This is a genomic window from Achromobacter marplatensis, from assembly GCF_049060505.1.
Classification (GTDB): domain Bacteria; phylum Pseudomonadota; class Gammaproteobacteria; order Burkholderiales; family Burkholderiaceae_B; genus Achromobacter; species Achromobacter marplatensis_A.
This window is the reverse complement of record NZ_JBMGRB010000003.1, coordinates 260675-286293: the sequence shown is the minus strand read 5'-3', so window position 1 is coordinate 286293 and position 25619 is coordinate 260675. Positions and strand designations below refer to the sequence as shown.

At 63.5% G+C, this 25619-nt stretch carries 27 protein-coding genes and 4 tRNA genes; 16 read left to right on the top strand and 15 right to left on the bottom strand.

Annotated elements, in window-relative coordinates; translation table 11 throughout:
* Positions 1–15: 15 nt before the first annotated feature.
* On the bottom strand, positions 16–2199 hold the full coding sequence (locus tag ACI0FO_RS09495; protein WP_416026096.1) for a 4Fe-4S binding protein: 2184 nt from the start codon (positions 2197–2199) through the stop codon (positions 16–18).
* A gap of 336 nt (positions 2200–2535) precedes the next feature.
* Here ACI0FO_RS09495 and azu point away from each other — a divergent pair, with 336 nt between their 5' ends.
* The 3 genes from azu (at position 2536) to ACI0FO_RS09480 (ending at position 5641) form a co-directional block, all read left to right on the top strand.
* Entirely contained in the window at positions 2536–2985 is a 450-nt protein-coding gene (azu, locus tag ACI0FO_RS09490; RefSeq protein ID WP_416026094.1) for an azurin, read from the top strand.
* A 187-nt stretch (positions 2986–3172) separates the two neighbouring features.
* On the top strand, positions 3173–4759 hold the full coding sequence (locus ACI0FO_RS09485; protein WP_416026092.1) for a TerC family protein: 1587 nt from the start codon (positions 3173–3175) through the stop codon (positions 4757–4759).
* 18 nt (positions 4760–4777) lie between these two features.
* Entirely contained in the window at positions 4778–5641 is an 864-nt protein-coding gene (locus ACI0FO_RS09480) for an undecaprenyl-diphosphate phosphatase (protein ID WP_416026091.1), read from the top strand.
* 238 nt (positions 5642–5879) lie between these two features.
* Here the strand turns inward: ACI0FO_RS09480 and ACI0FO_RS09475 are convergent, their stop codons facing one another.
* The 3 genes from ACI0FO_RS09475 to ACI0FO_RS09465 all read right to left on the bottom strand — a co-directional run bounded on the left by ACI0FO_RS09475 (position 5880) and on the right by ACI0FO_RS09465 (position 7967).
* Positions 5880–6647: a UDP-2,3-diacylglucosamine diphosphatase gene (locus ACI0FO_RS09475; RefSeq protein ID WP_416026089.1), complete on the bottom strand. Its 768-nt coding sequence runs from the start codon at positions 6645–6647 to the stop codon at positions 5880–5882.
* Positions 6640–7149: a peptidylprolyl isomerase gene (locus tag ACI0FO_RS09470; protein ID WP_416026087.1), complete on the bottom strand. Its 510-nt coding sequence runs from the start codon at positions 7147–7149 to the stop codon at positions 6640–6642. The genes ACI0FO_RS09475 and ACI0FO_RS09470 overlap by 8 nt, the downstream gene beginning before the upstream one ends.
* Positions 7150–7283: 134 nt before the next feature.
* Complete coding sequence (locus ACI0FO_RS09465) at positions 7284–7967, bottom strand: tetratricopeptide repeat protein (RefSeq protein WP_416026086.1); 684 nt, start codon at positions 7965–7967, stop codon at positions 7284–7286.
* Positions 7968–8345: 378 nt separating this feature from the next.
* On the opposite strand from ACI0FO_RS09465, the gene cysS reads away from it, so the two are divergent.
* The 6 genes from cysS (at position 8346) to ACI0FO_RS09435 (ending at position 14208) form a co-directional block, all read left to right on the top strand.
* Positions 8346–9800: a cysteine--tRNA ligase gene (gene cysS / locus ACI0FO_RS09460; RefSeq protein WP_416026085.1), complete on the top strand. Its 1455-nt coding sequence runs from the start codon at positions 8346–8348 to the stop codon at positions 9798–9800.
* Between the two features lie 20 nt (positions 9801–9820).
* A complete protein-coding gene (locus tag ACI0FO_RS09455) occupies positions 9821–10465 on the top strand; it encodes a DNA-3-methyladenine glycosylase family protein (RefSeq protein WP_006225511.1) in 645 nt (214 codons plus the stop codon).
* A gap of 36 nt (positions 10466–10501) precedes the next feature.
* Positions 10502–11467 carry an acetyl-CoA carboxylase carboxyltransferase subunit alpha gene (locus tag ACI0FO_RS09450; RefSeq protein WP_416026084.1) on the top strand — a complete coding sequence of 322 codons (966 nt, stop codon included), beginning with the start codon at positions 10502–10504 and terminating at the stop codon, positions 11465–11467.
* A gap of 172 nt (positions 11468–11639) precedes the next feature.
* A complete protein-coding gene (gene tilS, locus ACI0FO_RS09445) occupies positions 11640–12614 on the top strand; it encodes a tRNA lysidine(34) synthetase TilS (RefSeq protein ID WP_416026601.1) in 975 nt (324 codons plus the stop codon).
* 146 nt (positions 12615–12760) lie between these two features.
* Positions 12761–14026, top strand: a complete 1266-nt coding sequence (locus ACI0FO_RS09440; protein WP_105557499.1) for an aspartate kinase — start codon at positions 12761–12763, stop codon at positions 14024–14026.
* Positions 14027–14115: 89 nt separating this feature from the next.
* A tRNA-Ser gene (locus tag ACI0FO_RS09435) sits at positions 14116–14208 on the top strand.
* Positions 14209–14254: 46 nt separating this feature from the next.
* Here the strand turns inward: ACI0FO_RS09435 and ACI0FO_RS09430 are convergent.
* The 6 genes from ACI0FO_RS09430 to mnmH form a co-directional block, all read right to left on the bottom strand.
* Positions 14255–14743: a DoxX family protein gene (locus ACI0FO_RS09430; protein ID WP_416026083.1), complete on the bottom strand. Its 489-nt coding sequence runs from the start codon at positions 14741–14743 to the stop codon at positions 14255–14257.
* A gap of 79 nt (positions 14744–14822) precedes the next feature.
* Complete coding sequence (locus ACI0FO_RS09425; RefSeq protein ID WP_416026082.1) at positions 14823–15611, bottom strand: DNA-binding domain-containing protein; 789 nt, start codon at positions 15609–15611, stop codon at positions 14823–14825.
* A complete protein-coding gene (locus ACI0FO_RS09420) occupies positions 15595–16506 on the bottom strand; it encodes a DUF692 domain-containing protein (RefSeq protein WP_416026081.1) in 912 nt (303 codons plus the stop codon). The genes ACI0FO_RS09425 and ACI0FO_RS09420 overlap by 17 nt, the downstream gene beginning before the upstream one ends.
* Before the next feature lie 70 nt (positions 16507–16576).
* Complete coding sequence (locus ACI0FO_RS09415; RefSeq protein ID WP_416026080.1) at positions 16577–16924, bottom strand: DUF2282 domain-containing protein; 348 nt, start codon at positions 16922–16924, stop codon at positions 16577–16579.
* A gap of 118 nt (positions 16925–17042) precedes the next feature.
* Positions 17043–17609, bottom strand: a complete 567-nt coding sequence (locus tag ACI0FO_RS09410) for an RNA polymerase sigma factor (RefSeq protein ID WP_416026079.1) — start codon at positions 17607–17609, stop codon at positions 17043–17045.
* Between the two features lie 118 nt (positions 17610–17727).
* Positions 17728–18774, bottom strand: coding sequence for a tRNA 2-selenouridine(34) synthase MnmH (gene mnmH, locus ACI0FO_RS09405; protein WP_416026078.1), 1047 nt, complete (start codon positions 18772–18774; stop codon positions 17728–17730).
* A 139-nt stretch (positions 18775–18913) separates the two neighbouring features.
* On the opposite strand from mnmH, the gene ACI0FO_RS09400 reads away from it, so the two are divergent.
* The 4 genes from ACI0FO_RS09400 to ACI0FO_RS09385 all read left to right on the top strand — a co-directional run bounded on the left by ACI0FO_RS09400 (position 18914) and on the right by ACI0FO_RS09385 (position 20293).
* Positions 18914–19063: a hypothetical protein gene (locus ACI0FO_RS09400; protein WP_416026076.1), complete on the top strand. Its 150-nt coding sequence runs from the start codon at positions 18914–18916 to the stop codon at positions 19061–19063.
* A 15-nt stretch (positions 19064–19078) separates the two neighbouring features.
* Complete coding sequence (locus ACI0FO_RS09395; RefSeq protein WP_416026075.1) at positions 19079–19882, top strand: ankyrin repeat domain-containing protein; 804 nt, start codon at positions 19079–19081, stop codon at positions 19880–19882.
* A 103-nt stretch (positions 19883–19985) separates the two neighbouring features.
* Positions 19986–20062, top strand: a tRNA-Arg gene (locus ACI0FO_RS09390).
* A 154-nt stretch (positions 20063–20216) separates the two neighbouring features.
* A tRNA-Arg gene (locus ACI0FO_RS09385) sits at positions 20217–20293 on the top strand.
* Positions 20294–20488: 195 nt separating this feature from the next.
* Here ACI0FO_RS09385 and ACI0FO_RS09380 read toward each other — a convergent pair.
* Positions 20489–20716 carry a DUF3079 domain-containing protein gene (locus ACI0FO_RS09380; protein ID WP_416026073.1) on the bottom strand — a complete coding sequence of 76 codons (228 nt, stop codon included), beginning with the start codon at positions 20714–20716 and terminating at the stop codon, positions 20489–20491.
* Between the two features lie 340 nt (positions 20717–21056).
* Here ACI0FO_RS09380 and ACI0FO_RS09375 point away from each other — a divergent pair.
* Positions 21057–21133: transfer RNA gene (locus tag ACI0FO_RS09375), tRNA-Arg, on the top strand.
* A gap of 121 nt (positions 21134–21254) precedes the next feature.
* Here ACI0FO_RS09375 and ACI0FO_RS09370 read toward each other — a convergent pair.
* The gene (locus tag ACI0FO_RS09370; protein WP_416026071.1) at positions 21255–21851 is read right to left on the bottom strand and encodes a short chain dehydrogenase; all 597 of its coding nucleotides are present in this window, start codon (positions 21849–21851) and stop codon (positions 21255–21257) included.
* 143 nt (positions 21852–21994) lie between these two features.
* Here ACI0FO_RS09370 and ACI0FO_RS09365 point away from each other — a divergent pair, with 143 nt between their 5' ends.
* Complete coding sequence (locus tag ACI0FO_RS09365; protein ID WP_416026069.1) at positions 21995–22879, top strand: LysR family transcriptional regulator; 885 nt, start codon at positions 21995–21997, stop codon at positions 22877–22879.
* A 10-nt stretch (positions 22880–22889) separates the two neighbouring features.
* On the opposite strand, the gene ACI0FO_RS09360 is transcribed toward ACI0FO_RS09365, so the two are convergent.
* The 3 genes from ACI0FO_RS09360 to ACI0FO_RS09350 all read right to left on the bottom strand — a co-directional run bounded on the left by ACI0FO_RS09360 (position 22890) and on the right by ACI0FO_RS09350 (position 24811).
* Positions 22890–23138, bottom strand: coding sequence for a hypothetical protein (locus tag ACI0FO_RS09360; RefSeq protein ID WP_199196815.1), 249 nt, complete (start codon positions 23136–23138; stop codon positions 22890–22892).
* A 94-nt stretch (positions 23139–23232) separates the two neighbouring features.
* Positions 23233–23832: a helix-turn-helix domain-containing protein gene (locus tag ACI0FO_RS09355; RefSeq protein ID WP_416026599.1), complete on the bottom strand. Its 600-nt coding sequence runs from the start codon at positions 23830–23832 to the stop codon at positions 23233–23235.
* A gap of 193 nt (positions 23833–24025) precedes the next feature.
* A complete protein-coding gene (locus tag ACI0FO_RS09350) occupies positions 24026–24811 on the bottom strand; it encodes an SIR2 family NAD-dependent protein deacylase (protein ID WP_416026067.1) in 786 nt (261 codons plus the stop codon).
* 168 nt (positions 24812–24979) lie between these two features.
* On the opposite strand from ACI0FO_RS09350, the gene ACI0FO_RS09345 reads away from it, so the two are divergent.
* Entirely contained in the window at positions 24980–25606 is a 627-nt protein-coding gene (locus ACI0FO_RS09345) for a cysteine dioxygenase (protein WP_416026065.1), read from the top strand.
* Positions 25607–25619 lie beyond the last annotated feature (13 nt).

The following is a 25619-nucleotide window of genomic DNA, read 5'->3' as shown; positions in this document are numbered from 1 at the left end:
TGCGAAAACGGGGTGTCAGCGTTCGGTAGGCGCCGGGGTGGCCGGCGGATTGGGATTCGGCGCGCGATGTATGACGATTTCCTGCTCCACGACGCCTGTGTCCGGCGTGCGGCGGCGTTCGCGCTTGTTCCGCTTCTGGATCAGGTGCGGGCATTTCTGCTCGTGGTGGTAGAGCATCTGGCAGTGCAGGCACTGGATGCACTCGTTCGGATTGATTTCGCCGGTGGGTTCGATCGCCTGCACCGGGCATTCGTGGTTGCAGCGTTGACAGGGGTTGCCGCATTCGCGGTAGCGGCGCAGCCAGTCGAAGATGCGTAGCCGGGCAGGGATGGCCAGCGCGGCCCCCAGCGGACAGAGGTAACGGCAGAAAAAGCGTTCCACGAACAGGCCGGCGGCCAGCAGCGCCACGGCGAACGCCACGAAGGGCCAGTAGCGCATGAAGCGCAGGATGATCGCGGTCTTGAACGGTTCGACCTCGGCAAGCTGCTCGGCGACCGCCAGGTCATAGAGCGAAAAGCCGAAAAGCAGAAGGAAAATGACGTACTTCAGCGTCGACAGGCGCTGGTGCACGCCGTGGCGGATCGTGATCTGGCGCACCCCCAGGCGTTTGGCGATTCGGTTGGAAAGCTCTTGCAAGGCGCCGAACGGGCACAGCCAGCCGCAGAACGCGCCCCGGTTCCAGAAAACCATGGAGATCGCCGTGGCGCACCACAGGATGAAGACCAGCGGATCCATCAGGAAGTACTCCCAACGGAAGTCGCTGCGCAGCGCTGAAAAGAACGTCAGCACATTGACGATGGATAGCTGAGCCTGGCCATACCAGCCGATCCAGAACAGCGCGAACGCCAGGAATGCCAGGCGCAGGCGGTCATGCATGAGGGGCCGGCTTGCCAATTGGTCCTGGAAGAAGAAGATGCCGACCAGCACCGCAAGGGCCACCGCCAGGATGGCGACCTGGCCAAGCTTGCCGCGCCAGATCTGCTTCCACAGCGCCGGGGCGGCATTTCCCTCGGGGGCTTGCGCGATGGCCGCGGGCACGCTGGCAGGTGTTTGCTGTGCGGCGGTGGCCTGCGCGACGGGCCGCGTATACCGCACGGGCAGTTCGTAGGGCAGGTCGAAGGTCACAAAGGCCTTGTCCGACACGCTTAGCACGCGCTGCACCATCAGTTGCAGGCGCCAGGGTTTTACGGGGTCCAGCGACGCGTCTTCAGGCACGACGAACAGCGCCACTTCCCGCAGCGCGGGCGAACCCGGGGCCGCGATATCGGCCAGCCTTTGATGGTTGCGGTCGCGGAAGCGGAAGCTGCTTTCGTCCTGGATGATCTCGATGCGGTCGAAGATGCCGCCGCGCACATAGCCCGAGCCCTTGAATGAATAGGCGCCTTCGCCCGCCACCAGAATTGCCTGCTGTCCTGGCTTGAGCCGTTCTTTCAGGCGCTGCCATTCCGTGTCGCCAAGCAGGCTGCGGCCGATGCCCGGCACGCTGGCCAGCGCCACGTACAGGTCGATGAACGTATCGTCCTGCGCGGCTTCCTGCCCGTGACGGGCCGCGTCTTGCCGACCCGACTGGCGGAACGCCAGATCCACGTCTTCAGGCGACAGGCGCAGGCGCCTGACGGCACCGGCTTCCTGCAGCGATTGCCAGGACTCGACGGCGCTCAGGGCCTCGTCCACCTGGCGCGCGGCGGCAGGGGCGGCCGCAGGCTGGCCGGCGGCGGTCTTGTCGACGCCATAGGCGCGCGCCACCGCGATGGCCGACCGCGTGATGCTGTCGCCGATCACCATCAGGGTGACGGTGGCGCCACTGACGATATCCACCGGGGGCGGCGCGCCGTGGCGGGGCGGGCTGTCCACGAAGTTCAGGCCCACATAGCCCTGGATGAAATGGTCGACCTTTGATTGAGGAATGCCGATCAGCACGATGGGTTCGTGGTGTTCCACCAGCTTTGCCCCGACGATCCGGCCGTTGTCCGCCAGGCCCACCAGCACATCGATCGGCTTGCTGGAATAGCCCCGCGTGTTGACGACATCGGAAGTCAGATAGATGCGTCCAAGCGCCTGGCCGCCGGCGTAGGCCCGGACGGTCACCGGCTTGCCTTCGGGCGGACCGATCCGGTCGGCGCCGGGGAAGATCTCTGCTAGCGGCGTCGCGCCCAGGAAATCTGGTAGCCGCTGTGCCTGTGCGGCGGTTCCAAGCAATGCCCAGCTCAGCAGCAAGAAGAAAATAAGGGCCCCGATGAAATGGGGAAATCCGTGACGTGCCGCCGAACTGCCGCGCATGCTCTGACTCTTATTGGTATGGGTCTGCCGCCATCCTACGAATCGCCGCACGGCATCACGTTGCGGTTTGTCAAACTCGTATGTTTCCTAAGTAATACCCTTATTGACCGTAGGGATGTATGCGGTTATTGGCCGGTGCGTTTGATGCGCGTCAATCGGGCCGGGTGATCGCGGGCATAGACTTCTGCGCGGCGGCGGCCTTGCGGACAGATACCGCAATCGCGCAAACGGACCGCCCAGTCACCGGAGAATTTCATGCTTGCAAAGACCACCCTGGCCCTCCTGCTATCCACCGCCGCCTTGCCGGTGTTTGCCGCGCAATGCGAGGCTACTGTCGAGAGCAATGACGCCATGCAGTACAACGTCAAGGAAATCGTCGTCGACAAGAGCTGCAAGCAATTCACCTTGCATCTGAAGCACGTAGGCAAGATGCCCAAGGTCGCCATGGGCCATAACCTGGTGTTGACCAAAGACGCGGACAAGCAGGCGGTGGCCACCGAGGGCGTGGGCGCGGGCCTGGCGCAGGACTATGTCAAGGCCGCCGACCCCCGGGTCATCGCCCATACCAAAGTCATCGGCGGCGGCGAATCCGACTCCGTGACCTTCGACGTGTCGAAGATCGCGGCCGGCCAGGACTACGCCTATTTCTGCTCGTTCCCCGGGCATTGGGCCATGATGAAGGGCACGCTGAAGCTGGGCGGCTGATTTCGTTGCGGGTTGACGGCTGAAAGCTGGCGCGCGCGCCAGCTTTTTTTCTGCCTGGAATCCGGCTTGATCCGCTTATCAGCCGATTGAAAACCCGCGGCCATCAGGCATACGGACGAGGCGTGTCACCGGCGTGTCATGGCATTTCCATGTACGATTACCGGTCGTGTAACTTCTGGAGCTCCTGATGGAGTGGCTGCTAGACCCCGCTGCGTGGGTCGGCTTGCTTACCTTGGTGGTCCTTGAGATCGTCCTGGGCATTGATAACCTGATTTTCATCGCCATCCTGGCGGACAAATTGCCCCCCGCGCAGCGTGACCGCGCGCGCATCATGGGGCTGAGCCTGGCCCTGATCATGCGGCTTGGCCTCCTGTCCGTCATGTCGTGGCTGGTCACCTTGACCACGCCCTTGTTCTCGGTCGGTCCGCTGTCGCCCTCGGGGCGCGACCTGATCCTGATGGTAGGCGGCCTGTTTCTGCTGTTCAAAGGCACGATGGAACTGCATGAACGCCTGGAAGGCGGGCTGCACGTCGGCTCGTCCGGGCCGCGCGTGTACGCAAGCTTCTGGGTCATCGTGACGCAGATCGTGGTGCTGGACGCGGTGTTCTCGCTGGACTCCGTGATCACCGCCGTGGGCATGGTGGACCATCTGGCCATCATGATGATCGCCGTCATCATCGCCATCGGCATCATGCTGCTGGCCTCCAAGCCGCTGACGCGCTTTGTCAACGCGCACCCGACCGTGGTGGTCCTGTGTCTGGGCTTCCTGCTGATGATCGGCTTTTCGCTACTGGCCGAGGCCTTCGGCTTCAAGGTGCCCAAGGGCTACCTGTATGCCGCCATTGGCTTCTCGGTGGCCATCGAAGCGCTTAACCAGGTGGCGCGCCGCAACCTGCTGAAGCTGGACGCCCGCCGCCCGATGCGCGAACGCACGGCGTCGGCCGTGCTGCGCATGCTGGGCAAGCGCCCGCCCGCCAGCGACGAGCCCGACCTGCCCAACGCCGACGGCCCGGCCATGCCCGCCTTTGGCGTCGAAGAGCGCAATATGGTCAGCGGCGTGCTGACACTGGCCGAGCGGTCCATCCGGTCGATCATGACGCCGCGCACGGATGTGTCCTGGATCAACATCGACGATGATCCCGAACTGATCCGCCGCCAACTGACCGAAGCGCCGCACAGCTTCTTCCCTGTTTGCCGCGGTTCGCTGGACGAGGTGCTGGGCATTGCGCGCGCCAAGGATCTGGTGGCTGACCTGATCACCGAAGGCCGGGTGCGCCGCAATCGCCTGCGCGACCCCATCATCGTGCACGAGGCCATCGGCATCCTGCGCCTGATGGACACCCTGAAGCGGTCGCGTGGCCAACTGGTGCTGGTGGCCGACGAGTTCGGCGCCATCGAAGGGCTGGTCACGCCCATCGACGTCTTCGAGGCCATTGCCGGCGAATTCCCCGACGAAGACGAACTGCCCGACATCGTGGCCGACGGCGACAACACCTGGAAGATCGACGGCGCCGCCGATCTGCACCATGTTGAACAGGTACTGGAAACCGAAGGCCTGGTCGACGAAGCCCAGGACTTTTCCACCCTGGCGGGCTATCTGCTGTCGCGCTTCGGGCATCTGCCCAAGCCGGGAGATGCCTGCGAACACGAAATCCATCATCAGCGCTTTCGCTTTGAAGTGCTGGAAATGGATGGCCGCCGGATCGCGCTGGTGCGCGTGGAAAGGCGGCCCCAGGAAATGCTCTCCGATGAAGCATCGCTTGCCAACGATTAACCGGAAATCCTACCTATCGTGACTGAAAACACGCTCTATCTGGTCAAGGCTTTCATCCTTGGCATTCTTGAAGGCCTGACGGAATTCATCCCCGTATCCAGTACCGGCCACCTCATCCTGGTGGGCGACTGGATCAATTTCCAATCCAGCGACGCAAAAGTGTTCGAGGTGGTGATCCAGCTGGGTTCGATCCTGGCCGTGATGTGGGTGTTCCGTGCGCGGCTGCTCAAGCTGGTCCGCGGCGCCCTGACGGGGGTGCCCAGCGAGGTCGCCTTCGCCCGCAACCTGATCATCGCCTTCCTGCCCGCAGCCGTCATTGGTGCGATCTTCATCAAGGCGATCAAGTCGGTGTTCTACCACCCGGGCGTGGTGGTGGTGACGCTGGTGGTGGGCGGCCTGATCATGCTGTACGTCGAGCGCAAGACGCACCACACGCCGGGCGATGTTCCGGGGGCGGCCGACGATACGGCCTCCGACGAGCGCGCTTCGGCGCATACGCTAGAGCAGATCACCTGGAAGCAGGCCCTGGGCGTGGGCGTGGCCCAGTGCTTCGCCATGATCCCCGGCACGTCGCGTTCGGGCGCCACCATCATTGGCGGCATGATCGCCGGCATCCAGCGCAAGACGGCAACCGAGTTCTCGTTCTTCCTGGCCATGCCCACGATGCTGGGCGCGGCGGTGTTCGACATGTACAAGAACTTCGGCGTGTTGACCCAGCACGACCTGTCCGGCATCGCCGTGGGCTTCATCGCGGCGTTCTTGAGCGCGATGGTGGTGGTGCGCGCGGTGTTGCGCTTCGTGGCCAATCACACCTACCGCGTGTTCGCCTGGTACCGCATCGTGTTCGGCGCGGTGGTGGCTGCGTGGGTTTTCACTCGCTAAGCCTGCCGGCGGCAGGATAAAAAAAGGGCCTAGCAAGCAATGCGAGGCCCTTTTTTTTGCATCGTAGGATGGGTGGAGCGCGCGAGTTCGCACGCAAGAACACCGGCCTCGAGCGCGCGCAACCCATCAAGCAGCGATGATTTCTTGGCAACTTTAGCCACAATGCAATCGCCGCTTGATGGGTTACGCGCGCTGGGCGGCAAAGTTCTTGCGTACGAACTCGCGCGCTTCACCCATCCTACGTTTCCAGATCGTAGAACTCCAGGCCGTCGCGGTCGATGACCAGCCAGCCGCCCCGGGCGGGCGACACGTGGTCGCAATCCCAGTCGGGCAGCACCCAGCGCTCGCGCTTCTTGCCGTCCACTTCCAGCACGTGGCGGGCGGGGCGATGCGTGTGGCCATGCACCAGCACGCGCACGCCCGTCTCTTGGAAAATGGACTGAATGGCGGCGCCGTTGACGTCCATGATCTCCATGGATTTTGTCTGGTTGGCCGCTTGGCTCTCGCCACGGGCCTGTTGGGCCATCGCCAGGCGTTCGGGAATGGTCTTGCCCAGGAACTCGGCCTGCCATCGCGGGTCGCGGACCATCTTGCGGAACTGCTGATACGCGGCGTCGTCCGTACAGAACTCGTCGCCATGGGTCAACAGCACCTGGCCGAAATCCGTTTCCAGCAGGGCAGGTTCGGGCAGCAGCTTGGCGCCCACGGCGTTGGCCAGTTCTTCCCCGATCAGGAAGTCGCGGTTGCCGCGGCCCAGCCACACCGGGATGCGCCCGGCCGTTTCACGCAGCGCCGACAGCACCGTGGACAGCCACGGCGGTGCGGCGCGGATCACGTCGTCGCCGATCCAGGCATCGAAGATGTCGCCCGGCAGCAGCAGGGCGGCAGCGTCTTCTTGCGCGGCTTGCAAAAAGGCCAGGAAGGCCTCGGAGGTAGCCGGCGTGGCCGGCCCCAGATGCAAGTCGGATGCCAGCCAGATCGGGCCGGACAAGGCAATCTTATTCAAGAATTTCGGCCTTCTCGATGATCACGTCTTCGTTCGGCACGTTCTGGTGGAAGCCCTTGTTGCCGGTCTTCACGCCCTTGATCTTTTCGACCACGTCCGTGCCTTCGGTGATGGTGCCGAATACGGCGTAGCCCCAGCCATTCGGCGTGGGCGACGTGAAGTTCAGGAAATCGTTGTTCGACACGTTGATGAAGAACTGGGCCGTTGCCGAGTGCGGGTCGCTGGTGCGGGCCATCGCCAGGGTGTACTTGTCGTTCTTCAGGCCGTTGTTGGCTTCGTTCTCGATCGGGGCATGGGCTTGCTTTTGCTTCATGCCGGGTTCGAAACCGCCGCCTTGAATCATGAAGCCGTCGATCACGCGATGGAACACGGTGCCGTTGTAGAAGCCTTCCTTGACGTAGGTCAGGAAGTTTTCGACGGTCTTGGGCGCCTTGGCGGCGTCCAGGGTAATGACCATGTCGCCTTGGTTCGTGACGAGCTTGACGCGGGGATTGGTGCTCATGGCTTTTGTGCCTTCAGAAGTGGAGGTGGAAGAAGTGGCCGCGGGGGCGGCGCTGACGAGGGCTGGGGCAAATGCGGCCAGCGCGAACGAGCACGCCGTCAGGCGCAACAGGTGGAAGGGGGAGTAACGGGACATCATTTGCCTTGTTTATCCTTCAGCATGGTTTCGACTTCGCGGGCTTTGTCCTGCATGCCGGGCACGCCATCGCGGGCGGCTTTTTTGTAAGTCTGCAGGGCCTGCAGCAGTTGCAGGTCGCCCAGATTGGCCCGGGCGGCCGCATAGCCGGGGTCGGCGCGCAATGCCATTTGCAGGGCATCTTGCGCTTTTTCAAGTTCACCGCGGCTGGCATATAGAGCGGCCAGGTTGTTCCAAGGTTCCGGCAGCTCCGGGAAACGCGTGGTCATGTCGGTGTAGATGTCGATGGCCTCGTTCGTGCGGTTCAAGGCAGCCAGGGCGCGTGCGTGCTGGAACATCAACTGCACGTCGGTGCCGCGCTGGTCCTTGATCTCGGCTTCGCGCTTTTCGATCAACGCCAGTGCTTCGTCCGTGTCGCCACGGTTCAGCAGCATTTCGATGCGCGTGGTGACCTGCGAAGGCGAGGGGGCAAGCCGCGTGTCGACGCCGGGCTTGGCCGCTTCCAGCAGCTTGGCCAAACCGTCCCAGCCGCCTTCGGGCGGAATCGGATCCAGCGTGGTGCGGGTGGCATTGGGATTGGTCCCGCCGCCGCCAGCCATCGACTGGGCAAGGGCGGTTCCAACCGGCGCGCCAGCAACCGCCAGGGCGAGCAGGGCGACACAAAAACGCGGCTTGATAGTCACGTGGGTATCCGTTAAAAGTCGTGGCCGGCTCGCACTTACGCGCGCGACCGGGCCGCTTGCTATACTTGACGACCGCCATTTTAGCCCTGGTTGGGTTTTTGGTTCGACATCGGGTGTCGGGCCAGGGGCTGACCCGGAGAATTGGTCACTGAATCGGTCAATGAACCGGCCGGAAAATTGGCCAATGAACCGGCCAATGAATCGGCCAATGAACCGGCCAATGAACCGGCCAATGAATCGGCCCGAGGCCGGGGTTTGGCAAGACCCGTCGTCGGTATTCGATGATGTGGGTGTTGGCGGCAGGCTGCGAAGGTATTGTCCTTCGCAAGCAACTTTCCGAATCCGCCCCGGAAGCAATTAGACGAATCCTAAAGCGCCATGCTGCAAATCTACAACACGTTATCGCGTACCAAAGAACCGTTCAAACCGGCCCAGGCTGGTCAGGTGCGCATGTACGTGTGTGGCATGACCGTGTACGACTTCTGCCACCTTGGCCATGCCCGCATGCTGGTCTCGTTCGACATCGTGCAGCGTTGGCTGCGCGCCAGCGGGTTGGCGGTCGACTACGTGCGCAACATCACGGACATCGACGACAAGATCATTCGCCGCGCCGTGGAAACCGGCCGCCGCATCGGCGAAGTCACCGAGTTCTACATCGCCGCCATGCACGCGGACGAGCGGGCATTGGGCGTCGAATCGCCCGACCGCGAGCCGCGCGCCACCCAGTACGTGGGCGATATGCTCGACATCATCGGCAAGCTCGAGAAAAACGGCCTGGCCTACCAGGCCGACGATGGCGACGTGAACTACGCCGTTCGCGGCTTCGCCGGTTACGGCAAGCTGTCCGGCAAGACGCTGGACGACCTGCGCGCCGGCGAACGCGTGGCCGTGGGTTCGGCCAAGCGCGACCCGCTGGATTTCGTGCTGTGGAAATCGGCCAAGGCCGACGAGCCCGCCGACACCAAATGGGAGTCGCCTTACGGCTTGGGCCGTCCGGGCTGGCACATCGAGTGCTCGGCCATGAGCAAGTCCCTGCTGGGGCTGCCTCTGGACATCCACGGCGGCGGTCCGGACCTGAAGTTCCCGCACCACGAAAACGAGATCGCCCAGACCGAAGGCGCCTTCGGCGGCACGCTGGCCAACATCTGGATGCACTGCGGCCCGCTCATGGTCGATTCGGACAAGATGTCCAAGTCCCTGGGCAATTTCCGCACCATCCGCCAAACGGTCGCCCAGGGCGACCCGGCCACGGATGAAGCGACCTACCGCGTCAACCCGCGCGAAGCCGAAATGGTGCGCTTCTTCATCGTTCGCAACCATTACCGCAGCTCGCAGAACTACACGCCTGACAATCTGATCGACGCGCAGAACGCACTGGACCGCCTGTACCAGGCGCTGCAGAACGTGCCGGCCGACGATCAAGGCGTCGACTGGACCGAGCCGCAGGCGCAAGCCTTCAAGGCCGCCATGGACGACGATTTCAACAGTTCCGGCGCGATTGCGGCCTTGTTCGAACTGGCCTCCGAGGCCAACCGCGGCAAAAGCGCACGCAGCGCCGGCCAATTGAAGGCGCTGGCGTCACTGCTGGGCCTGCTGCAACAAGACCCCGCCACGTATTTCCAGTCGCCCACCCGCTATTCCGCCGCAGCGATCGAGCAAGGCCCGCGCGCCACGCTGGACGCCGACGCGATCCAATCGCTGATCGACGCCCGCGCAGCCGCCAAGGCCGCCCGTAATTTCGCCGAAGCGGACCGCATCCGCGCGGAATTACGCGATGCCGGGATCGAACTCGACGACAAGCCGGGTGGCTTGACGCAATGGCGCCGGGCCTGAGCCCAGTGGATACGCCCGATATGTCCACCGCCGATCTCGACATCCCCAAGCCCGAGTATTGGGAGGCCGCCGTCGCCCACCTGATGCGGCGCGACCGGATCCTGAAAAAAGTCATCCCCCAGCATCCCGAGGTCTGGCTGACCTCGCGCGGCACGCCGTTCGTGACGCTGGCGCGGGCGATCATCGGCCAACAGATCTCCACCAAGGCCGCCGACGCCGTCTGGACCAAGTTCATCGACGCCGTCGGTAAGCGCCCCACGCCGGTCGCCGTACTGCGCGTCGGCGTGGACGGGCTGCGCAAGGCGGGCTTGTCCCAGCGCAAGGCCGAATACGTGCTTGACCTGGCGGTGCATTTCGGCGAACGCCGCGTCCACCCCGAAAAGTGGGCGGCCATGGACGACGAGGCCGTTATTTCGGAGTTGGTCGCCATTCGCGGCATCGGACGCTGGACGGCGGAGATGTTTTTGATTTTCAATCTACAGCGGCCTGACGTCCTGCCGCTGGATGATCCCGGGTTGCTCAAGGCAATCTCGCTACACTATTTCAGTGGCGAGCCTGTCTCGCGCTTCGAGGCTCGCGAAGTCTCGCTGGCGTGGCAGCCCTGGCGTACCGTGGCAACCTGGTACTTATGGCGCAGTCTGGAACCGACACCGGTTCAATACTGATGCACACCAGGCAGCCCATCTACGGAACCACACTACATGCGCAATACATTTCTGGAATTTGAACAGCCGCTGGCCGAACTTGAAAACAAGATCGAACAGCTGCGCTACGTGCAGGCCGATTCAGCGGTAGACATCTCCGACGAGATCGGGCGTCTGCAGCAGAAGAGCCAGACCTTGGCCAAGGAAATCTACGCCAAGCTCACGCCGTGGCAGACGGCCCTTGTCGCCCGCCACCCCCAGCGTCCCTACACGCTGGACTACGTGCGCGAAATGTTCACCGACTTCCATGAACTGCACGGCGACCGCATGTACGCCGACGACCAATCCATCATTGGCGGTCTTGCGCGCTTTAACGGCACCCCCTGCATGGTCATCGGCCATCAAAAGGGCCGTGACACCAAGGAACGCGCTGCCCGCAACTTCGGCATGCCGCGTCCCGAAGGCTACCGCAAGGCCCTGCGCCTGATGCGCCTGGCTGAAAAGTTCGGCATCCCCGTGTTCACGTTCGTGGATACCCCGGGCGCTTATCCCGGCATTGGCGCCGAAGAGCGCGGCCAGTCCGAAGCCATCGGCCACAACCTGTACGCCATGGCCGAACTCAAGGTCCCCGTGATCTGCACGATCATCGGCGAAGGCGGTTCGGGCGGCGCGCTGGCGATTGCCGTGGGCAACGCCGTGCTGATGCTGCAATACGCCACCTATGCCGTGATTTCGCCGGAAGGCTGCGCGTCGATCCTGTGGCGCAGCGCCGACAAGGCGCCCGACGCCGCCGAAGCGCTGGCCATCATCGCCCCGCGCCTGAAAGACCTGGGCCTGGTGGATCGGGTGGTCAACGAACCCGTGGGCGGCGCGCACCGCGACCCCCGCGTCATGGCGCGCCTGCTGCGCCGCGCGCTGGGCGACGCCCTGCGCCAGCTTCAGGGCATGACGCCCGAACAGCTTGTGGAACAGCGCGTGCAACGCCTGCTGTCCTACGGCGCTTTTCAGGAAGTGCGCGCGTAAGGCGGGCAGGGCGCCGGCACACCGCCAGCGCCGCGACCGCGCTACCCGCGCCATCCCCATGAACGTCCGGCCAACGCCCGACACGCCCCAAGCGGCCGAGTCGGGCGTTGCGCATTCCGGCACGCCCTCGGCCTTCCCTCTGCCCTCCGCCTATCCCGAGCTGGCCGCCCCGTTGCGGCAGGCGCTGGTGGCGTTGCCCGAGCGCCCCGCGCGCATCGCGGTCGCCGTCAGCGGCGGCGCGGACTCGGCCATGCTGGCCGTGCATGCGGCGGCCGTATGCCGTGAACTCGGCATGGGGCTGACGCTGTTTCATGTGCATCACGGCCTGCAGGCGGCCGCCGATGCCTGGGGGCGCCAAGTGCATGCGCTGGGCGGCTTGTTGGACGCGCCGGTGGCCGAGGCCCGCGTCCAGGTCGAGCAAGCGGGCGGCAAAGGCATCGAAGCGGCTGCCCGCGACGCGCGTTATGCGGCGCTGGCCGAGTTGGCTCACGCCCACGGAATACGGCATGTGCTGCTGGCGCATCACCGCAACGATCAGGCGGAAACCGTGCTGCTGCGCCTGTTGCGTGGCACGGGGCTGGCCGGGATGGCGGCCATGTCGCCGGCGGCGCTACGCGACGGCGTCTGGTATCTGCGCCCCTGGCTAGGCCAGGACCGCGCCACCATCCTGCAGGCGGCGGCATCGGTCGAGGCCGCCTGCGGCTGGCAACCGGTGCAAGATCCGACCAATGCCGATCCCCGCTACACGCGCGCCGCGGTGCGTGAACTGCTGGCGCCGGTGCTGGACCGCCGCTGGCCCGCGTGGCGGGGCATCGTCGCCCGGCATGCGGCGCACATGGCCGAGGCCGCCCAGATTCTTGATGAGGTAGCGCGCGAGGATTTCGCGCGGTTGGATCCCAGTCCGGACGGCGCCAGTTTTTCGCTGCAAGCGTGGCGCGGATTGTCGGCGGCGCGCCAGTCGCAAGTGCTGCGCCATTGGCTGGCGCGGAACGGCGCCCGAATGCCCAGCGACGCGCGCTTGCGCGATCTTTTGCGCCAGCTACGCGAACTACACAGCCTAGGCCATGACCGCCAGTTGCGGGTGGAACAGGCGGGGCACGTCATCCGCTGCCATCGGGGACGGGTCTGGGTAGAACCCAGGGGATAAAAACGGCTGCTTTGGAAAGAATCCGCAGAAAAATAGCCGCGTAATGAACATAAATTTCCTCAAACTGAGCAAATTTTTACCGCCGCGCTAGAATATATGGTTTTGCCCGCCACCACTTTGCGGCGGGTTCCCAGCCAGAGTACGAGATGTCCCTGATCGTTCACAAATATGGCGGTACTTCGATGGGCTCGGTCGAGCGCATCAGGAACGTGGCGCGTCGCGTCGCGAAGTGGCATGCCGCAGGCCACCAGGTTGTTGTTGTGCCGTCGGCAATGGCGGGCGAAACCAATCGCCTGCTTGGTCTGGCGCGCGAAATTTCGCCCCAGCCCGATGGCCGCGAGCTCGATATGATCGCCGCCACCGGCGAGCAGGCCAGCAGCGGCTTGCTGGCCATCGCGCTGCAGGCCGAAGGCGTGCCGGCGCGTAGCTATGCCGGTTGGCAAGTGCCTGTACGCACGGACTCGTCCTTCACGAAGGCGCGCATCAGCTCCATCGACGACGCGCGCATCCGCGCCGACCTCGACGCCGGCCGCGTGGTCATCGTGACGGGCTTCCAGGGCATCGACCCGGAGGGCCACATCACGACGTTGGGCCGTGGCGGTTCGGACACCTCGGCCGTGGCCGTGGCGGCGGCCATCAAGGCCGACGAATGCCTGATCTACACCGACGTGGACGGCGTTTACACGACCGATCCGCGCGTGGTGCCCGAAGCGCGCCGCATGGCCGTCGTTTCCTTCGAGGAAATGCTGGAAATGGCGTCGCTGGGTTCCAAGGTCCTGCAGATCCGCTCGGTTGAATTCGCCGGCAAATATCGTGTACCGGTCCGGGTCCTGTCCTCGCTGACCGACCCGCTCATCCCGCTCGACGAAGAAATGGTCTCGGGCACGCTGATTACTTTTGAGGAAGACGAAAAAATGGAAGCCGCCGTTGTCTCCGGCATCGCCTTCAGCCGCGACGAAGCCAAAATCACCTTGCTGGCCGTGCCCGACAAACCGGGCATCGCTTTCTCCATCCTGGGTCCTGTCGCCGCCGCCAACATCGACGTCGACATGATCGTGCAGAACCAGTCCGTGGCTGGCACGACCGACTTCTCGTTCACCGTGAACCGCAACGAGTTCGCGCGCGCCGTCGATCTGCTCAAGCGCGAAGTCATCCCCGCCGTGGGCGCGGGCGAACTGTCCACCGACGAAAAGGTCGCCAAGGTCTCGATCGTGGGCATCGGCATGCGTTCGCACGTGGGCGTGGCCAGCCTGATGTTCCAGACGCTTTCGCAAGAAGGCATCAACATCCAGATGATCAGCACCAGCGAAATCAAGACGTCCGTCATCATCGACGACAAGTACATGGAATTGGGCGTGCGCGCGCTGCACAAGGCCTTCGGCCTGGACCAGACGCCGGGCGCCAAGGAATAAAGGCAACGGCTCTGGCACGTTTTTTTGATTGATGGCCCCGTTTGCGGGCAAGACTCAAAAAAAACGTGCTAGAATCTCGTTCTCTTTTCGGAGACGTGCCCGAGAGGCTGAAGGGGCTCCCCTGCTAAGGGAGTATGTGGCTAAAAACTGCATCGTGGGTTCGAATCCCACCGTCTCCGCCAAATACAGATACCGCGTTAAACCGCGATGTCTTAAAACCCGCAGAAGCTAACGCTCTGCGGGTTTTTCATTTGTGCTTGCCGTTCGCGGCGCCATGACGCGCGCCGCCGGCTGGGACTTGAAGCGCTTCCGAAGCAAATGATCCAGCGATGCTCGCCCTGGTCCGATGGCGATTAGCGCGATCGCCATGGTTGCCCAGGGCAGATGAAAGTTGGCCCAACCATCGGGCACGATGAGTTGGATCACTCCCGTCATGCCAAGCAGCGACAGCGCGCTGAAGCGCGTGGCAAGGCCCACGATCAGCAGTATCGGCAGGATGATCTCGGCGGTGGCTGTCGCCAAGGCGAGCAGGTCTGAGGCGGGCAGGTCGTAGACGTGGCCGACAATGTGCAGCTTGAATTCCTGGGCGAAGAGGAAGCTTGTCGTCGGGGCCAACGACATGAAGCCGTCCCATTTGGTTAATCCGGATTTGAAGAACGGAAGCGCGAGGGCGATGCGTAGTGAAACCGGGGCGACGATGCGGGCCACTGCAGCCATCCGTTCAAGCGCCGAATCTACCGCGGGTATTGAACGACCCGCATGCGCAAGCCGGTTCCGTGCCCGGTCAATGTGTCCGTCACGCATGGCGGTCCTCGCTTATGTTCGGGGCAAACCCGGCAAAGGCGCCTATTTCAACCAACGCCTGAAGGGGCGCGGCAAGATCGAATTGAGGATCTTCGGCGATGGCGATCGCGGCCGCCTGCGATAGCGTGAGGTCTTGTCCCAGCGCCGCTATGAAGTGATGGGTCGCCAGCGCCACCTGGCGGACTTGCACCTCTGCCTCGGGCCTCAGGACAAGGGTGGCCTCGCCGTCGGATAGGTCGACCGGCTTGGGGTGTCCGCCGGGGGCGTTCATCCGCCAGATCGTGCAGGCGGGAAAGGAAGAGCGCAGCAGCCGGACCGAGGGATGGAGCCGGAGGCGCAACGCGGGCGATTCTCCTATCGGTACGGCGGCAAGCGCGGAGGGCGCCAATGCTGGCGCGTCAGGGGCGTGATAGGCCTCTGTTCCCGCGCGTTCGATGCGAGCGACGTCCGCCAAGTAGGGCAGCGATGCCGCAGGACGAAACGTGGCGATGAAATCGGGAAATTCAGCGCCGTAATGCAGAAGAACCGGCGATCGCGGCGGAGAGAGGGTGACGAAAATGCGCGCCATGGCTCCGAAGAATTCGCTACCGACCAGTTTCTCTACACATGGAAAACCTGCCCGCAGCGCGTCGATCAAGCTGGTGAAGACGTTGTTCCGACAGACCGAAAAGCGATGGTGGGTTTGCTGGCCCTCCGGGTCCACCACACCTTCTGGCACGCCGTGGCGGACATCAAGCAAGGCTTGCGCGAATGTCTGTTGGCATTTATGTAGCGCGGGCATGGCTGGGCTCCTTCGTCGGCTGCGAAGCCGTCATCACGCTATCCCGCATCACACTCTCCGCCATCGCCGCTTGGACATGAAGCTCGTGCCAGTCAGGCACATTGGTATCCCACTCGATCAGCGTCGGCAGGGCGCCCGTGCACGCGATCACGTTGCGAAACAGACGCCAGACGGAATTGTCGACGGCGCGGTCATGCGAGTCGATCAGGAGCGGGCGCGCCAGGTCGTCGAGGCGGCGTGTATGGCCGGCCAGGTGGATTTTCTGTACCGACAGCAAGGGAAAATCAGCCAGGTAGTCGTGTGCGCTCCATTGCTGGTTCGTGCATGCCACCTGGACGTTGTTCAGGTCCAGGAGCAGCCCGCATCCCGTTCTGCGGACCATCTCGCGGATGAACGCAGGCTCGCTCCAGGTGCTTTCCCGGAACCAGATGTAGGTCGCGGGGTTTTCCAGCAGCATCTGCCGGCCCAGGAACGTCTGCGCTTCATCAATGTGCCGGCAGACAAGCTGCAGCGTTTCGTCGGTATAGGGCGCGGGAAGCAGATCGCCCAAGTACGCGCCCTGATGCGAAGACCAGGCCAGATGCTCGGAGAATAGGCCGGGCTGGTAGCGGTCAAGCAGCGCCTTCAGGCGTTTCAGATGGTCGGGGTCTAGCGGCCTGTCGGCGGCGATCGACAAGCCCACGCCGTGCAGCGACACGGGGTAGCGCTCGCGGATCGAAGTCAGATAGCGGTGGGGCGGTCCGCCGGCGCCCATGTAGTCTTCGGCGTGGACCTCGAAGAAGCCGATGTCCGGCCACGTCTCGATGATGCTGCGGCAGTGCGCAGCCTTCAGGCCAACCCCGGCGCGGGCGGGAATATCCGGCCCAGCGGGTCGCCCCGGCGGGTAAGTACTCATGTGGAACCTCGCTTAAGTGGACCGGCGGGCATGGCGGGTTGCCGCCAGCCCGTGGCGGCCTATGCCGATATCAAGAAGATTTGGCGGTCAGGCTGCCGTGTCCGGCGGGCGTCGCTATCGTCGTGCATGTGCCTTTGGCAACGAGTTTCCAGGCATTGCCTTGATAGTCGGTGGTGCTGCTGCCGGCGCAGCTGGTGCCGGCGCCGGCGAAGCAGTCGTTTTGTCCTTTCAGCGCGACGCCATAGCATTTCTCGAACTTGCCGGTCTTCATCATTTCCATGCCTTTGGCCTGGTTTTCCTTCATCTTGTTTTCCATGTTGGCACCCGCCGCGCCTTGGGAAAAGGCAGGCGCGGCCAGGGCGCCAATCATGGCGGCGAAAGCCGTGGCGACGGCGGTGGACAGCATGCGGTTAGACATTTGGATCTCCTTGTGAAGGAGGCAGCCGGAAGCGGCCGCCCCATCGACCAGCGACAGCCAGTCTTGTCTTCTAAGAGGCGGCGACCCGGTCAAACGGTTCGCAAGATCTGAACCTAGGTCAGGGATTCGCGGGCGTCCGCGCCTTGGGGGCGGGTTCCGTGCTTAGCATGTATTCGCGCACCAGCTCGCGCGCGCGATGCAGCCGGCTCTTGACGGCGCCGGACGGTTCACCCAGCCGCTCAGCGATTTCAGCGATGGTCAGCTCTTCGAAATCGCGCAGAAGCACGACTTCAAGATAATGGGCCGGCAACGATTCCAGCGCATGGGCAAGGTCGATCCGCAGGTCGTCATTCGGCCGCTGCAGCAATTGCTCTTCGGCCAGTTCATCGGGAAGGGGATCAAGCTTGAACATTGCCCGCGCAAGTTTGCGGCATTCCCGCTTGATCACGGTGAAGAGCCAGGAAGAGAACGCGGCGGCCGCTTTCAGGCCGCCGACCTTGCGGGAAACGATCAACAGGGATTCCTGGACTGCGTCGTCGACGTCACTGGCATGGCAGTGCTTGTACGCGTAGCGGCGTGCGTCGGCTTGGCACACGGCCAGCAGACGGGAAATGGCGGTTTCATCGCCTGTCTGCGCAGCCAGGATGAGGGTGTCGCGGTGCTTCAGGAAATCGGGGCGGTTCATGGTGTTTGCGCTTCCCGTGAGTGGCGCCCCGGTTTGCCGGGGCAGGGTGGCGCGAACAGCACGCCGTGCCCCTATAGAGGCGGCGAACGACGAAAACGGTTCGGTCTGGGTGAAAAAATCATGCCAAGGCTGCCAGCAACGCCCGGGCTTGATTCACCACGTCGGCGTCATTCGGCCGGAAATCCATCCGTGTGGCCTGCGGCAATTGCGTGTAGTGCGCGTGGCTGCTGCGGGTGTAGGCGGGGTCGTAGTGGCGGTCGATCAGCTCGCGCGCCAAGTCGATGCGGCGGCCTTCGTCCACCATCTGCAGCCAGTTGTTGATCACCTCGCGGCTGTGCAAGCCCAGCAGGCGTTGCAGCTGGGCCTTCAACCAGTCAGGGTCTGCGAACAGTTCCGCGTAATCCTGTTGCAGGAAGGCGGCGCGGTCTTCGCGCGTGGAGACGACTTCGATGCAGGCGCCCTGGTGCATTGCTTGCAGCAGCGCGGGCGGCAGGGCGACCGACCCGATCTTGCGGCTTTCTGATTCCACGTAGACCGGCCGGCTGGCGTCGAGTTCGCGCAGGCGAGTGGCCAGCAGCGTGTCGAATCGCTTCTGCGACGGTTGGGCAACGCCGGGCAGCGCGCCTAATAGCGATCCCCGATGCGATGCCAGTTGTTCCAGGTCCAGGGTCTGCGCGCCCGCCTGGTCCAGCGCGTTCAGCAGGCGGGTCTTGCCGCTGCCAGTGGGACCGACCAGCACGACATAATGCAAGGCTGCAGGCAGCGTGTCCAACGCCTCGAGGGTGGCGCCGCGGTAGCGCTTGTAGCCGCCGTCAAGTTGGCGCGCGCGCCAGCCGATCATGTTGAACATCACCGTCATCGAACCGGAGCGCTTGCCGCCGCGCCAGCAGTACACCAACGGCCGCCAGCCTTGCGGGCGGTCCGCGAAGGTGGTTTCCAGGTGCCGCGCGATGTTGCGGGCGACGATGGCGGCGCCGGTGCGCGAGGCTTCGAAGGGGGATACCTGGCGGTACAAGGTGCCGACCTGCACGCGTTCTTCGTTGCTGAGCACGGGCGCGTTGATGGCGCCGGGAATGTGGTCGTCGGCGTATTCGAGCGGCGAGCGCACATCAATGATTTCGTCGAAATCATCCAGCTTGTCTAGGTTGGCGAGCAGGTGTTTCACGTTAAAGGCCGTTGCGTTGATCGGAGGGGGGCGGAAAGCCGCCACTAGGATAGAGCTTTCCGGCGGCGGGGGCTTGGCGCACGGGTTGCTATCATCCTCCATCTTCCCTGCCAGCCCGGAATATGGAATTCTCTTTTAAATGCGCCACCTGTGTGACGGCGGCATCCGGCCGTTCATCGAATTGAAGGCGACCCGTCATCCGCTTGCCGTCCAGCAACGCGAGCGCGTGACGGTCGAACGGGTCGCGGAGATCTACGCGATGCTTATGCATGGCGCCGGCGTGGCGTAAACCCAGGAGCTGCCCTTGAATCCCAGCAAGATTTTCGATGCCGCCCGTAGCGGCGATGTGAAAGGCGTGCGTGCGTGCCTGGAGGCGGGCGCGGACCCGGCGGCGGTGAACGCGCAGGGATTCACCGCGTTGCAGTGCGCCGCGATGGGGGCGAATGACACCGAGATTGCGGAGAACCTGGCCGTGCTGAGGGCGTTGATCGACGCCGGCAGTCCCCTGGAATTCCAGCGCGAGGGGCGCACCGCGCTGTATCTTGCGGCCGAGTTCGCGCCCAGCACGGACGCCGTGCAGATGCTGATCGATGCGGGTGCCCGCGCGGACATCAGCGATGACCACGGCAACCACATCACTGTGAATGCGATGATGCCCGAGGTGCAGGAACTGCTGTCCGCGCTGACCGGTGTGGCGCTTGAAGAACCGGAGCCGGAGCCCGACCCGGTCAAGCTCAGTGCGGCGCAATGGCGCCAGGCGCAAGCCCGGCTGGATTCGATGTTCGAAGCACTGACGCAGGCGGGCCTGGTGGCCATGCAGGATGTGGGCACGACGCAGTCTGACGGTTTTGACGATTGCTCGGAAGTTTTCGATGAACGCGGTGGCGTGGCGGCCGGGCTGCAAGGGTTCTGTTTCTATACCCGCCAGGACCGCAACCGCGCAAAGAAGGAAGGGCGATTGGATCTGGCGTTCTGGGGCGCGCCCGAAGGCGCGGACGCCGACATGCTGCGCGTTGGCGGACTGATCGTGCGCGCGGCCGAAGCGGCTGGCTTGCCCGTCGTGTGGAACGGAAGCGCCGCGCGACGGCCCACGCTGACGCTGTACTAGCTTGCGCGGCGATGATGCGCGGCGGGGATGCATGGTGGATTTTTCCCGCTCCGACTTGCACGATTTCTGAAACAACGCTATTATTCAAGGCTTGCTTTTTGATGCGCCCGTAGCTCAGCTGGATAGAGTACCTGGCTACGAACCAGGGGGTCGTAGGTTCGAATCCTGCCGGGCGCACCATGTTTTTTAGTGTTCTAGGTCAACGTGGAAACATTCACCGCGAACCCGGAATGCAAAAAACAAGGAACGTGAAAACGTAAAAAAAAAAGCAAATAGGGGTAGCAGCAGCCCCAACGGCTTAATTATTCTGATATAATTTTGCCTCTTTGTCGGAGCGCCCGTAGCTCAGCTGGATAGAGTACCTGGCTACGAACCAGGGGGTCGTAGGTTCGAATCCTGCCGGGCGCACCAAAGAAAGAAAACGAAGAAAGAAAACGAAGAAAGAAAATAGAAAGGCCTTTGATCTCGTATCGAAGGCCTTTTTGTTTTGCTACCGCGAAAAGGTGCCGCTGGCAGGAAAGGGCGGCAGGAAAGAGGCGTCAGGAAAGAGGCGCCAGGGATTTTCGGGCAGTGGATGTTCCGCTGCGAATTTTCCAGCGGCCGCGTCTATGTGGCTGCGGCGGGCGAAGGTTGGTCCGCGGTTTGTCCCTTTTCGTCTGTCGCTTCGAATCCCCAATTGCCCACGCTAGCCCAGTCATCGCCCAGAAGTTCGATGGGATGCATCGTGCGGTCGGAGCCGTTGCCGCAACTCATGGCGTCTGTCGGGCAATAGCGGTCGCAGCCCCAGCATATGCGTTCGGGGTGTTTCGGGTGCATCGGAAATTTCTTGACCATGGTCTGTCTGGGGGCGGGCAGGGTAGGGCTGGATCGTGCGTGGCGGCATGTCCAGCGTACTGCGTACCGAGGCGGCGCCTCTTTGATCTGTCGCAAGCACTGCGGACCATCACCGAAGGCTGCGGCGGAATACGGTGGTCTGAACAATGGCCGAATAGCGCGGCTGGAAATGGGAGCTGAAAGTGGCGGCAGAACGCAGTGGCTTAACGTAGCGGCCAGCCGTAGTGGTCAGAAGTAGCGGCTGAAAGTAGCGGCTGAAAGTAGCGGCTGAAAGTAGCGCAGTTTTCCTGCCGATTTGCGCGATAGTATTTTTTCATGTTATAAACACGCCTCTTTCGGAGCGCCCGTAGCTCAGCTGGATAGAGTACCTGGCTACGAACCAGGGGGTCGTAGGTTCGAATCCTGCCGGGCGCACCAACTTATTTAGAACACGCGGTATCAACGATGCCGCGGTTCTGCCGAAAGGCAAAAGCAATACAGCAATAAAGACGAAGCGGCTTGATGGTCACCCATCAAGCCGCTTTTCTTTTGCCTGGGATCACCAGACCCGGATGACGCGGCCCGTCTGCGCGCCTTCCACGCTTCGGCGGTAGGCCAGCGCGACGCGGCTGGCGGGCGCGGCTTCGAAGCCCGGGAAGTAGGGGCCATAGCTTGCCATCGACTCTTGCAGCACGGTCGGGCTGACCGAGTTGATGCGGATGCCTTGCAGCTCGATCGCGGCGCCGCGCACGAAGCCGTCAATGGCGGAATTGACCGCCGACGCATTGGCGCCGAAGCGGATGGGTTCGTCGCTGACGATACCGCTGGTAAGCGTGATGGAGCCGCCTGCGTTGACGTAGTGTTGCCCGATCAGCGCCAAGTCCACCTGCCCCAGCAATTTATCGTGCAGGCCGATCTTGAACTGCTCCGCCGTCATGTCGGAGAGAGGGCCGAAGTGCAGGCTGCCGGTCGTGGAGACGATGGCGTCCACCTTGCCCACGCGTTCAAACAACTGGCGGATGCTGTCGCTGCGGGTCACGTCGACCTGATGTTGGCCGTTGGTTTTGCCCACGGCGATGATGTCGTGGTGTTGGCCGAGTTCTGCAGCGACCGCGCGGCCGATGGTGCCGGTGGCGCCGATTAGGATGATTTTCATAGGGTCTCCCGGGGCTTGCCCGAAATCTGCTCGATGTGTCGCAAACTGGCCCAGCGCCAGTGCATGTAGCCATTCTCGCCGTTCGATTTCCATGGAAAAATCCAGGAATAGTGGAAACACTTCACACTCGGGGTGCGCAATTCATGGACCGGTTGCTTAGCATGGAAGTATTCGTGGCGGTCGTGGAGCTGGGCAGCCTGACCGCTGCGGCGACGCGCCACGAGATGTCGCCCGCCATGGCGGCCAAGCATGTCAAGGGATTGGAGGCGCGGTTGGGCGTGCGTCTGATGAACCGCACCACCCGGCGGCAAAGCCTGACCGAGGCGGGCCAGGCCTATTTCGCGCGTTGCAAGGCCATCCTGGCCGAGATCCGCGACGCGGAGCAGGGCGCCGAGGCGCTGCGGCTGACGCCCAGGGGCCATCTGCGCATCACGTCGACGGTGACCTTCGGTTCATTCGCGCTGACGCCGGCTATTGCCGACTACCTTTCCGTCTATCCCGATGTCAGCGTTGAGCTAGTGCTTGGCGATGCCGTGGAAGACATCGTGGCCGCTCGCTACGACCTGGCGGTGCGTATCGGCGAACCGGCAGACTCAAGCCTGGTCGCGCGCGCCATCGGGCGCTATCAAATGATTGTCTGCGCCGCGCCTGCCTATCTGGAGCGTTACGGGACGCCCGCCACGCCGGACGACCTGGTGCGGCATCAATGCCTGGATTTTTCGTATTGGAGCCGCCGCACCGGTTGGCAACTGAATAGCGGCGATGGCAATCAGGTGGGTTATCCATCGGGCCGCTTCCTGTCGAACAACGGCCAGGCGCTGCGGCAGGCGGCGCTGGCGGGCTTTGGCGTCGTGCTGCAACCCGAGCTGCTGCTGGGCGAAGACGTGCGCGCAGGCCGCCTTGTGCCGATTCTGCAGCCCTACTGGCCCGCCGCGCGGCCCATCACGTTGCTGTATCCGAAAGACAGGCAGGCGTTGCCGAAGCTCACGACCTTCGTGGACTTTCTGGTGGACCGGTTTACAAGGTAGCGTGCGCGGCTCACCGCCGTCGTCGGTCGACCGCCGTCAGCGAGATGCCGTTTTTCAGCATTTCATAGGCCTGCCCGCCCAGCCAGGTGACTTTTTCGCCCGAGCTGGTACGGCAGATGCAGTGCATTTTGGGATCGAAGCGCGAAGTCCCCAGCGCGGTATACGCGTCCAGGTCGGCCACGAAACGTTCAATGCGATACAGGGTGCCATCGGGGGACGTGGCAAGCACATCCGTCAATCGTCTTGCGGTGCCGAGCATACATTACCTCCTGCGCGGGCCGTCGTTCATGCGGCGCCAAAGTCACGTTGGGGGTTTCAAGATGCGCGGGCGGGCGGAAGGGCCGCGCGCGGCGCTACTGAAAACGCCCTCCTAACAATGAATCATCGAGTTGGTCGGGTGACACGCCCAATGCTTGCGAAACGCGATCCAGGATGACCTGGCGTGGCCGTGGACGCGGCCGTTCCAATTCAATGTAGATGGAGTGGTCCACGCCGAGCCGGGCCGCCATATCCGCAGTGCTGATATTGAGGTGCTCGCGCCAGGCGCGTATCAAGCTCCAATCGTTGCCGGTTTTCAGATTGACGACAGCTAGTGGTAAAGGGGCGTGTCCGGCGGTCAGTTTCTTGTGCGGGGCGGCCCTGTGTGCATCCGGCGTATTACGCTTCGCGGCGCCGCTTTTGCGGAACTCGCCACGGGGCGTTGTGACATCGGATTCGGCGGTGTAAATCGCACCGCCTTGGGTCTGACGATACTGGTTATTTCCTATCCAGGAAAGCGTTTCGCCGTTGTCGAGCATGCATTCGCAATCCAGGTGGTAATTGCTGGGAATGCTCTCAAGTTTGGCGATGGTTTCGGTGGTCGTAGCGTGCCGCACCACACGATGCAAGACACCGTCTGATGAGCGCACGAACACATCGGGAAGTCTCCAGGAAAATGGGATGATGCTCTCCACGGCCGAAACAGCTTGCGCCACTGTAATGCGGCGGCGCAACGGTGAGATTTGGGGTTTCCCCTCGACAGGTGCAGCAAGCTCTTTTCTACTCCACATCGCTCGAAAGATCTTCACAAATCTTCACCAGCCCTGACGCCGTCATCCCCGCGTCGCCCGTTGTAAACGGGTTATGGCTTGCATATTGCGTGGGAAATCAGGGCGTGCTTGCGCCAAACGCCGCCGCCAGCAGCCGGGGCATCACGTGGGCTGCCGCGCCATGCAGATTGCAGTGCGCTTGCCGGTCCAGCGGCGTCACCGTGGGGTTGATCTGGATCACGGACGCGCCCGCGGCCAGCGCGCGTTGCGGCAATTCGGCGGCCGGGTAGACCAGCGCCGAAGTCCCGATGCTGAGCAGCAGGTCGCATTGTTCGGCCGCACGCAGCGCGTCGCTCCACGCGTCGGCAGGGAGGCTTTCACCGAACCACACGACGCCGGGCCGTACCGGCGCCCCGCACGCGGAGCAGGCGGGGGGCGCGATGCGGCGTCCTTCGTCGGGTTCGTCGGGCGCGCCGCCCGATAGCGTGTAGGGCGCGGCGCAGGCCGAACAGCGCGGCGCGTGCAGGCTGCCATGCAAATGGGCCACCCGGGGGCTGCCGGCGCGTTCATGCAGGTCGTCCACATTCTGCGTGACCACAATCAATTCGGGTACGTGATGCGCCAACGCCGCAATGGCGCGATGCGCGGCATTTGGCTCGGCGCGCAGGGCTTGCGCGCGACGCCATTCATACCAGCCCCAGACGATATCGGGATGCGCGCGGAACGCTTCGGGTGTCGCCAGCGCCTGGGCGTCGAAGCGCGACCACAAGCCTGTCAACGCATCCCGGAAGGTGGCGATGCCGCTTTCGGCGGAAACTCCGGCCCCGGTGAAGACCACGACGCGTTGCGCCCCGCGTAGCGTTTCCACCAGCGCTGGCGGAATATCTAGATGAGGACTCGTCATTTTCAGCCCGGAAGATAATCCGCTACGCTGCGCGCTCAGGCGCACGCCTGTCAAGCGCGGCTTGCAACCGGCGGCCGTGATGGCGGCAGGGGTAAGCGTGCGCAAGCTTCCCGAATGATGGATACTGGTTTTCTCATCTGGGATATTCCTGACCAACGGAGATACGCAATGCCTGACGCTTCCCCCGGCCTGGACCGGCTTCGCCGCTTCATCGCCACCGCGACGCGGCTGGCCGCCCCGGACGCGCTGGCGCAGACGCCGGCCTTGCAGGTAGCCTTTGCCGATCTGGTGCGCCACGACGATTGGCTGCCCGAGGCCTGTACCACGCCGCATCCGCAGTACTACCAACAATTCCTGCTGCATTGTGATCCGCTTGAGCGGTTTTCACTCGTCAGCTTTGTCTGGGGACCGGGACAGTTCACGCCCGTGCACGACCACGAGGTCTGGGGCTATGTAGGCATGCTGCGCGGCGCCGAGATCAATCAGCGCTACGCGCGCCAGCCGGACGGCCGCCTGACGCCCGCGGGCGAAGCCACCACCTTGCGTCCCGGCGACGTGGAGCGCTTGTCGCCGGAAGAGGGCGATATCCATCGTGTGTCCAACGCCTTCGCGGATCGCGTGTCGATCAGCGTGCACCTGTATGGCGGCAACATCGGCGCAGTGTCGCGGCACGTCTATGACCCCGTCACCGGGCAGTCCAAACCGTTCGTGTCCGGCTATTCGTCGCCCAGCCTGCCCAACCTGTGGGACCGTTCAGCGGCCGTGCGCGCCGCCATCCCTGGCTTGACGGGCTGACCGCCGCCATCCG

Bases quoted from the DNA above. Each gene is read 5' to 3' on its own strand.
- azu (WP_416026094.1), top strand. From the start codon at position 2,536: ATGCTTGCAAAGACCACCCTGGCCCTCCTGCTATCCACCGCCGCCTTG.
- ACI0FO_RS09485 (WP_416026092.1), top strand. From the start codon at position 3,173: ATGGAGTGGCTGCTAGACCCCGCTGCGTGGGTCGGCTTGCTTACCTTG.
- ACI0FO_RS09470 (WP_416026087.1), bottom strand. From the start codon at position 7,149: ATGAGCACCAATCCCCGCGTCAAGCTCGTCACGAACCAAGGCGACATG.
- cysS (WP_416026085.1), top strand. From the start codon at position 8,346: ATGCTGCAAATCTACAACACGTTATCGCGTACCAAAGAACCGTTCAAA.
- ACI0FO_RS09455 (WP_006225511.1), top strand. From the start codon at position 9,821: ATGTCCACCGCCGATCTCGACATCCCCAAGCCCGAGTATTGGGAGGCC.
- ACI0FO_RS09450 (WP_416026084.1), top strand. From the start codon at position 10,502: ATGCGCAATACATTTCTGGAATTTGAACAGCCGCTGGCCGAACTTGAA.
- ACI0FO_RS09440 (WP_105557499.1), top strand. From the start codon at position 12,761: ATGTCCCTGATCGTTCACAAATATGGCGGTACTTCGATGGGCTCGGTC.
- ACI0FO_RS09430 (WP_416026083.1), bottom strand. From the start codon at position 14,743: ATGGCTGCAGTGGCCCGCATCGTCGCCCCGGTTTCACTACGCATCGCC.
- ACI0FO_RS09425 (WP_416026082.1), bottom strand. From the start codon at position 15,611: ATGCCCGCGCTACATAAATGCCAACAGACATTCGCGCAAGCCTTGCTT.
- ACI0FO_RS09420 (WP_416026081.1), bottom strand. From the start codon at position 16,506: ATGAGTACTTACCCGCCGGGGCGACCCGCTGGGCCGGATATTCCCGCC.
- ACI0FO_RS09415 (WP_416026080.1), bottom strand. From the start codon at position 16,924: ATGTCTAACCGCATGCTGTCCACCGCCGTCGCCACGGCTTTCGCCGCC.
- ACI0FO_RS09410 (WP_416026079.1), bottom strand. From the start codon at position 17,609: ATGAACCGCCCCGATTTCCTGAAGCACCGCGACACCCTCATCCTGGCT.
- ACI0FO_RS09400 (WP_416026076.1), top strand. From the start codon at position 18,914: ATGCGCCACCTGTGTGACGGCGGCATCCGGCCGTTCATCGAATTGAAG.
- ACI0FO_RS09380 (WP_416026073.1), bottom strand. From the start codon at position 20,716: ATGGTCAAGAAATTTCCGATGCACCCGAAACACCCCGAACGCATATGC.
- ACI0FO_RS09370 (WP_416026071.1), bottom strand. From the start codon at position 21,851: ATGAAAATCATCCTAATCGGCGCCACCGGCACCATCGGCCGCGCGGTC.
- ACI0FO_RS09365 (WP_416026069.1), top strand. From the start codon at position 21,995: ATGGACCGGTTGCTTAGCATGGAAGTATTCGTGGCGGTCGTGGAGCTG.
- ACI0FO_RS09360 (WP_199196815.1), bottom strand. From the start codon at position 23,138: ATGCTCGGCACCGCAAGACGATTGACGGATGTGCTTGCCACGTCCCCC.
- ACI0FO_RS09350 (WP_416026067.1), bottom strand. From the start codon at position 24,811: ATGACGAGTCCTCATCTAGATATTCCGCCAGCGCTGGTGGAAACGCTA.
- ACI0FO_RS09345 (WP_416026065.1), top strand. From the start codon at position 24,980: ATGCCTGACGCTTCCCCCGGCCTGGACCGGCTTCGCCGCTTCATCGCC.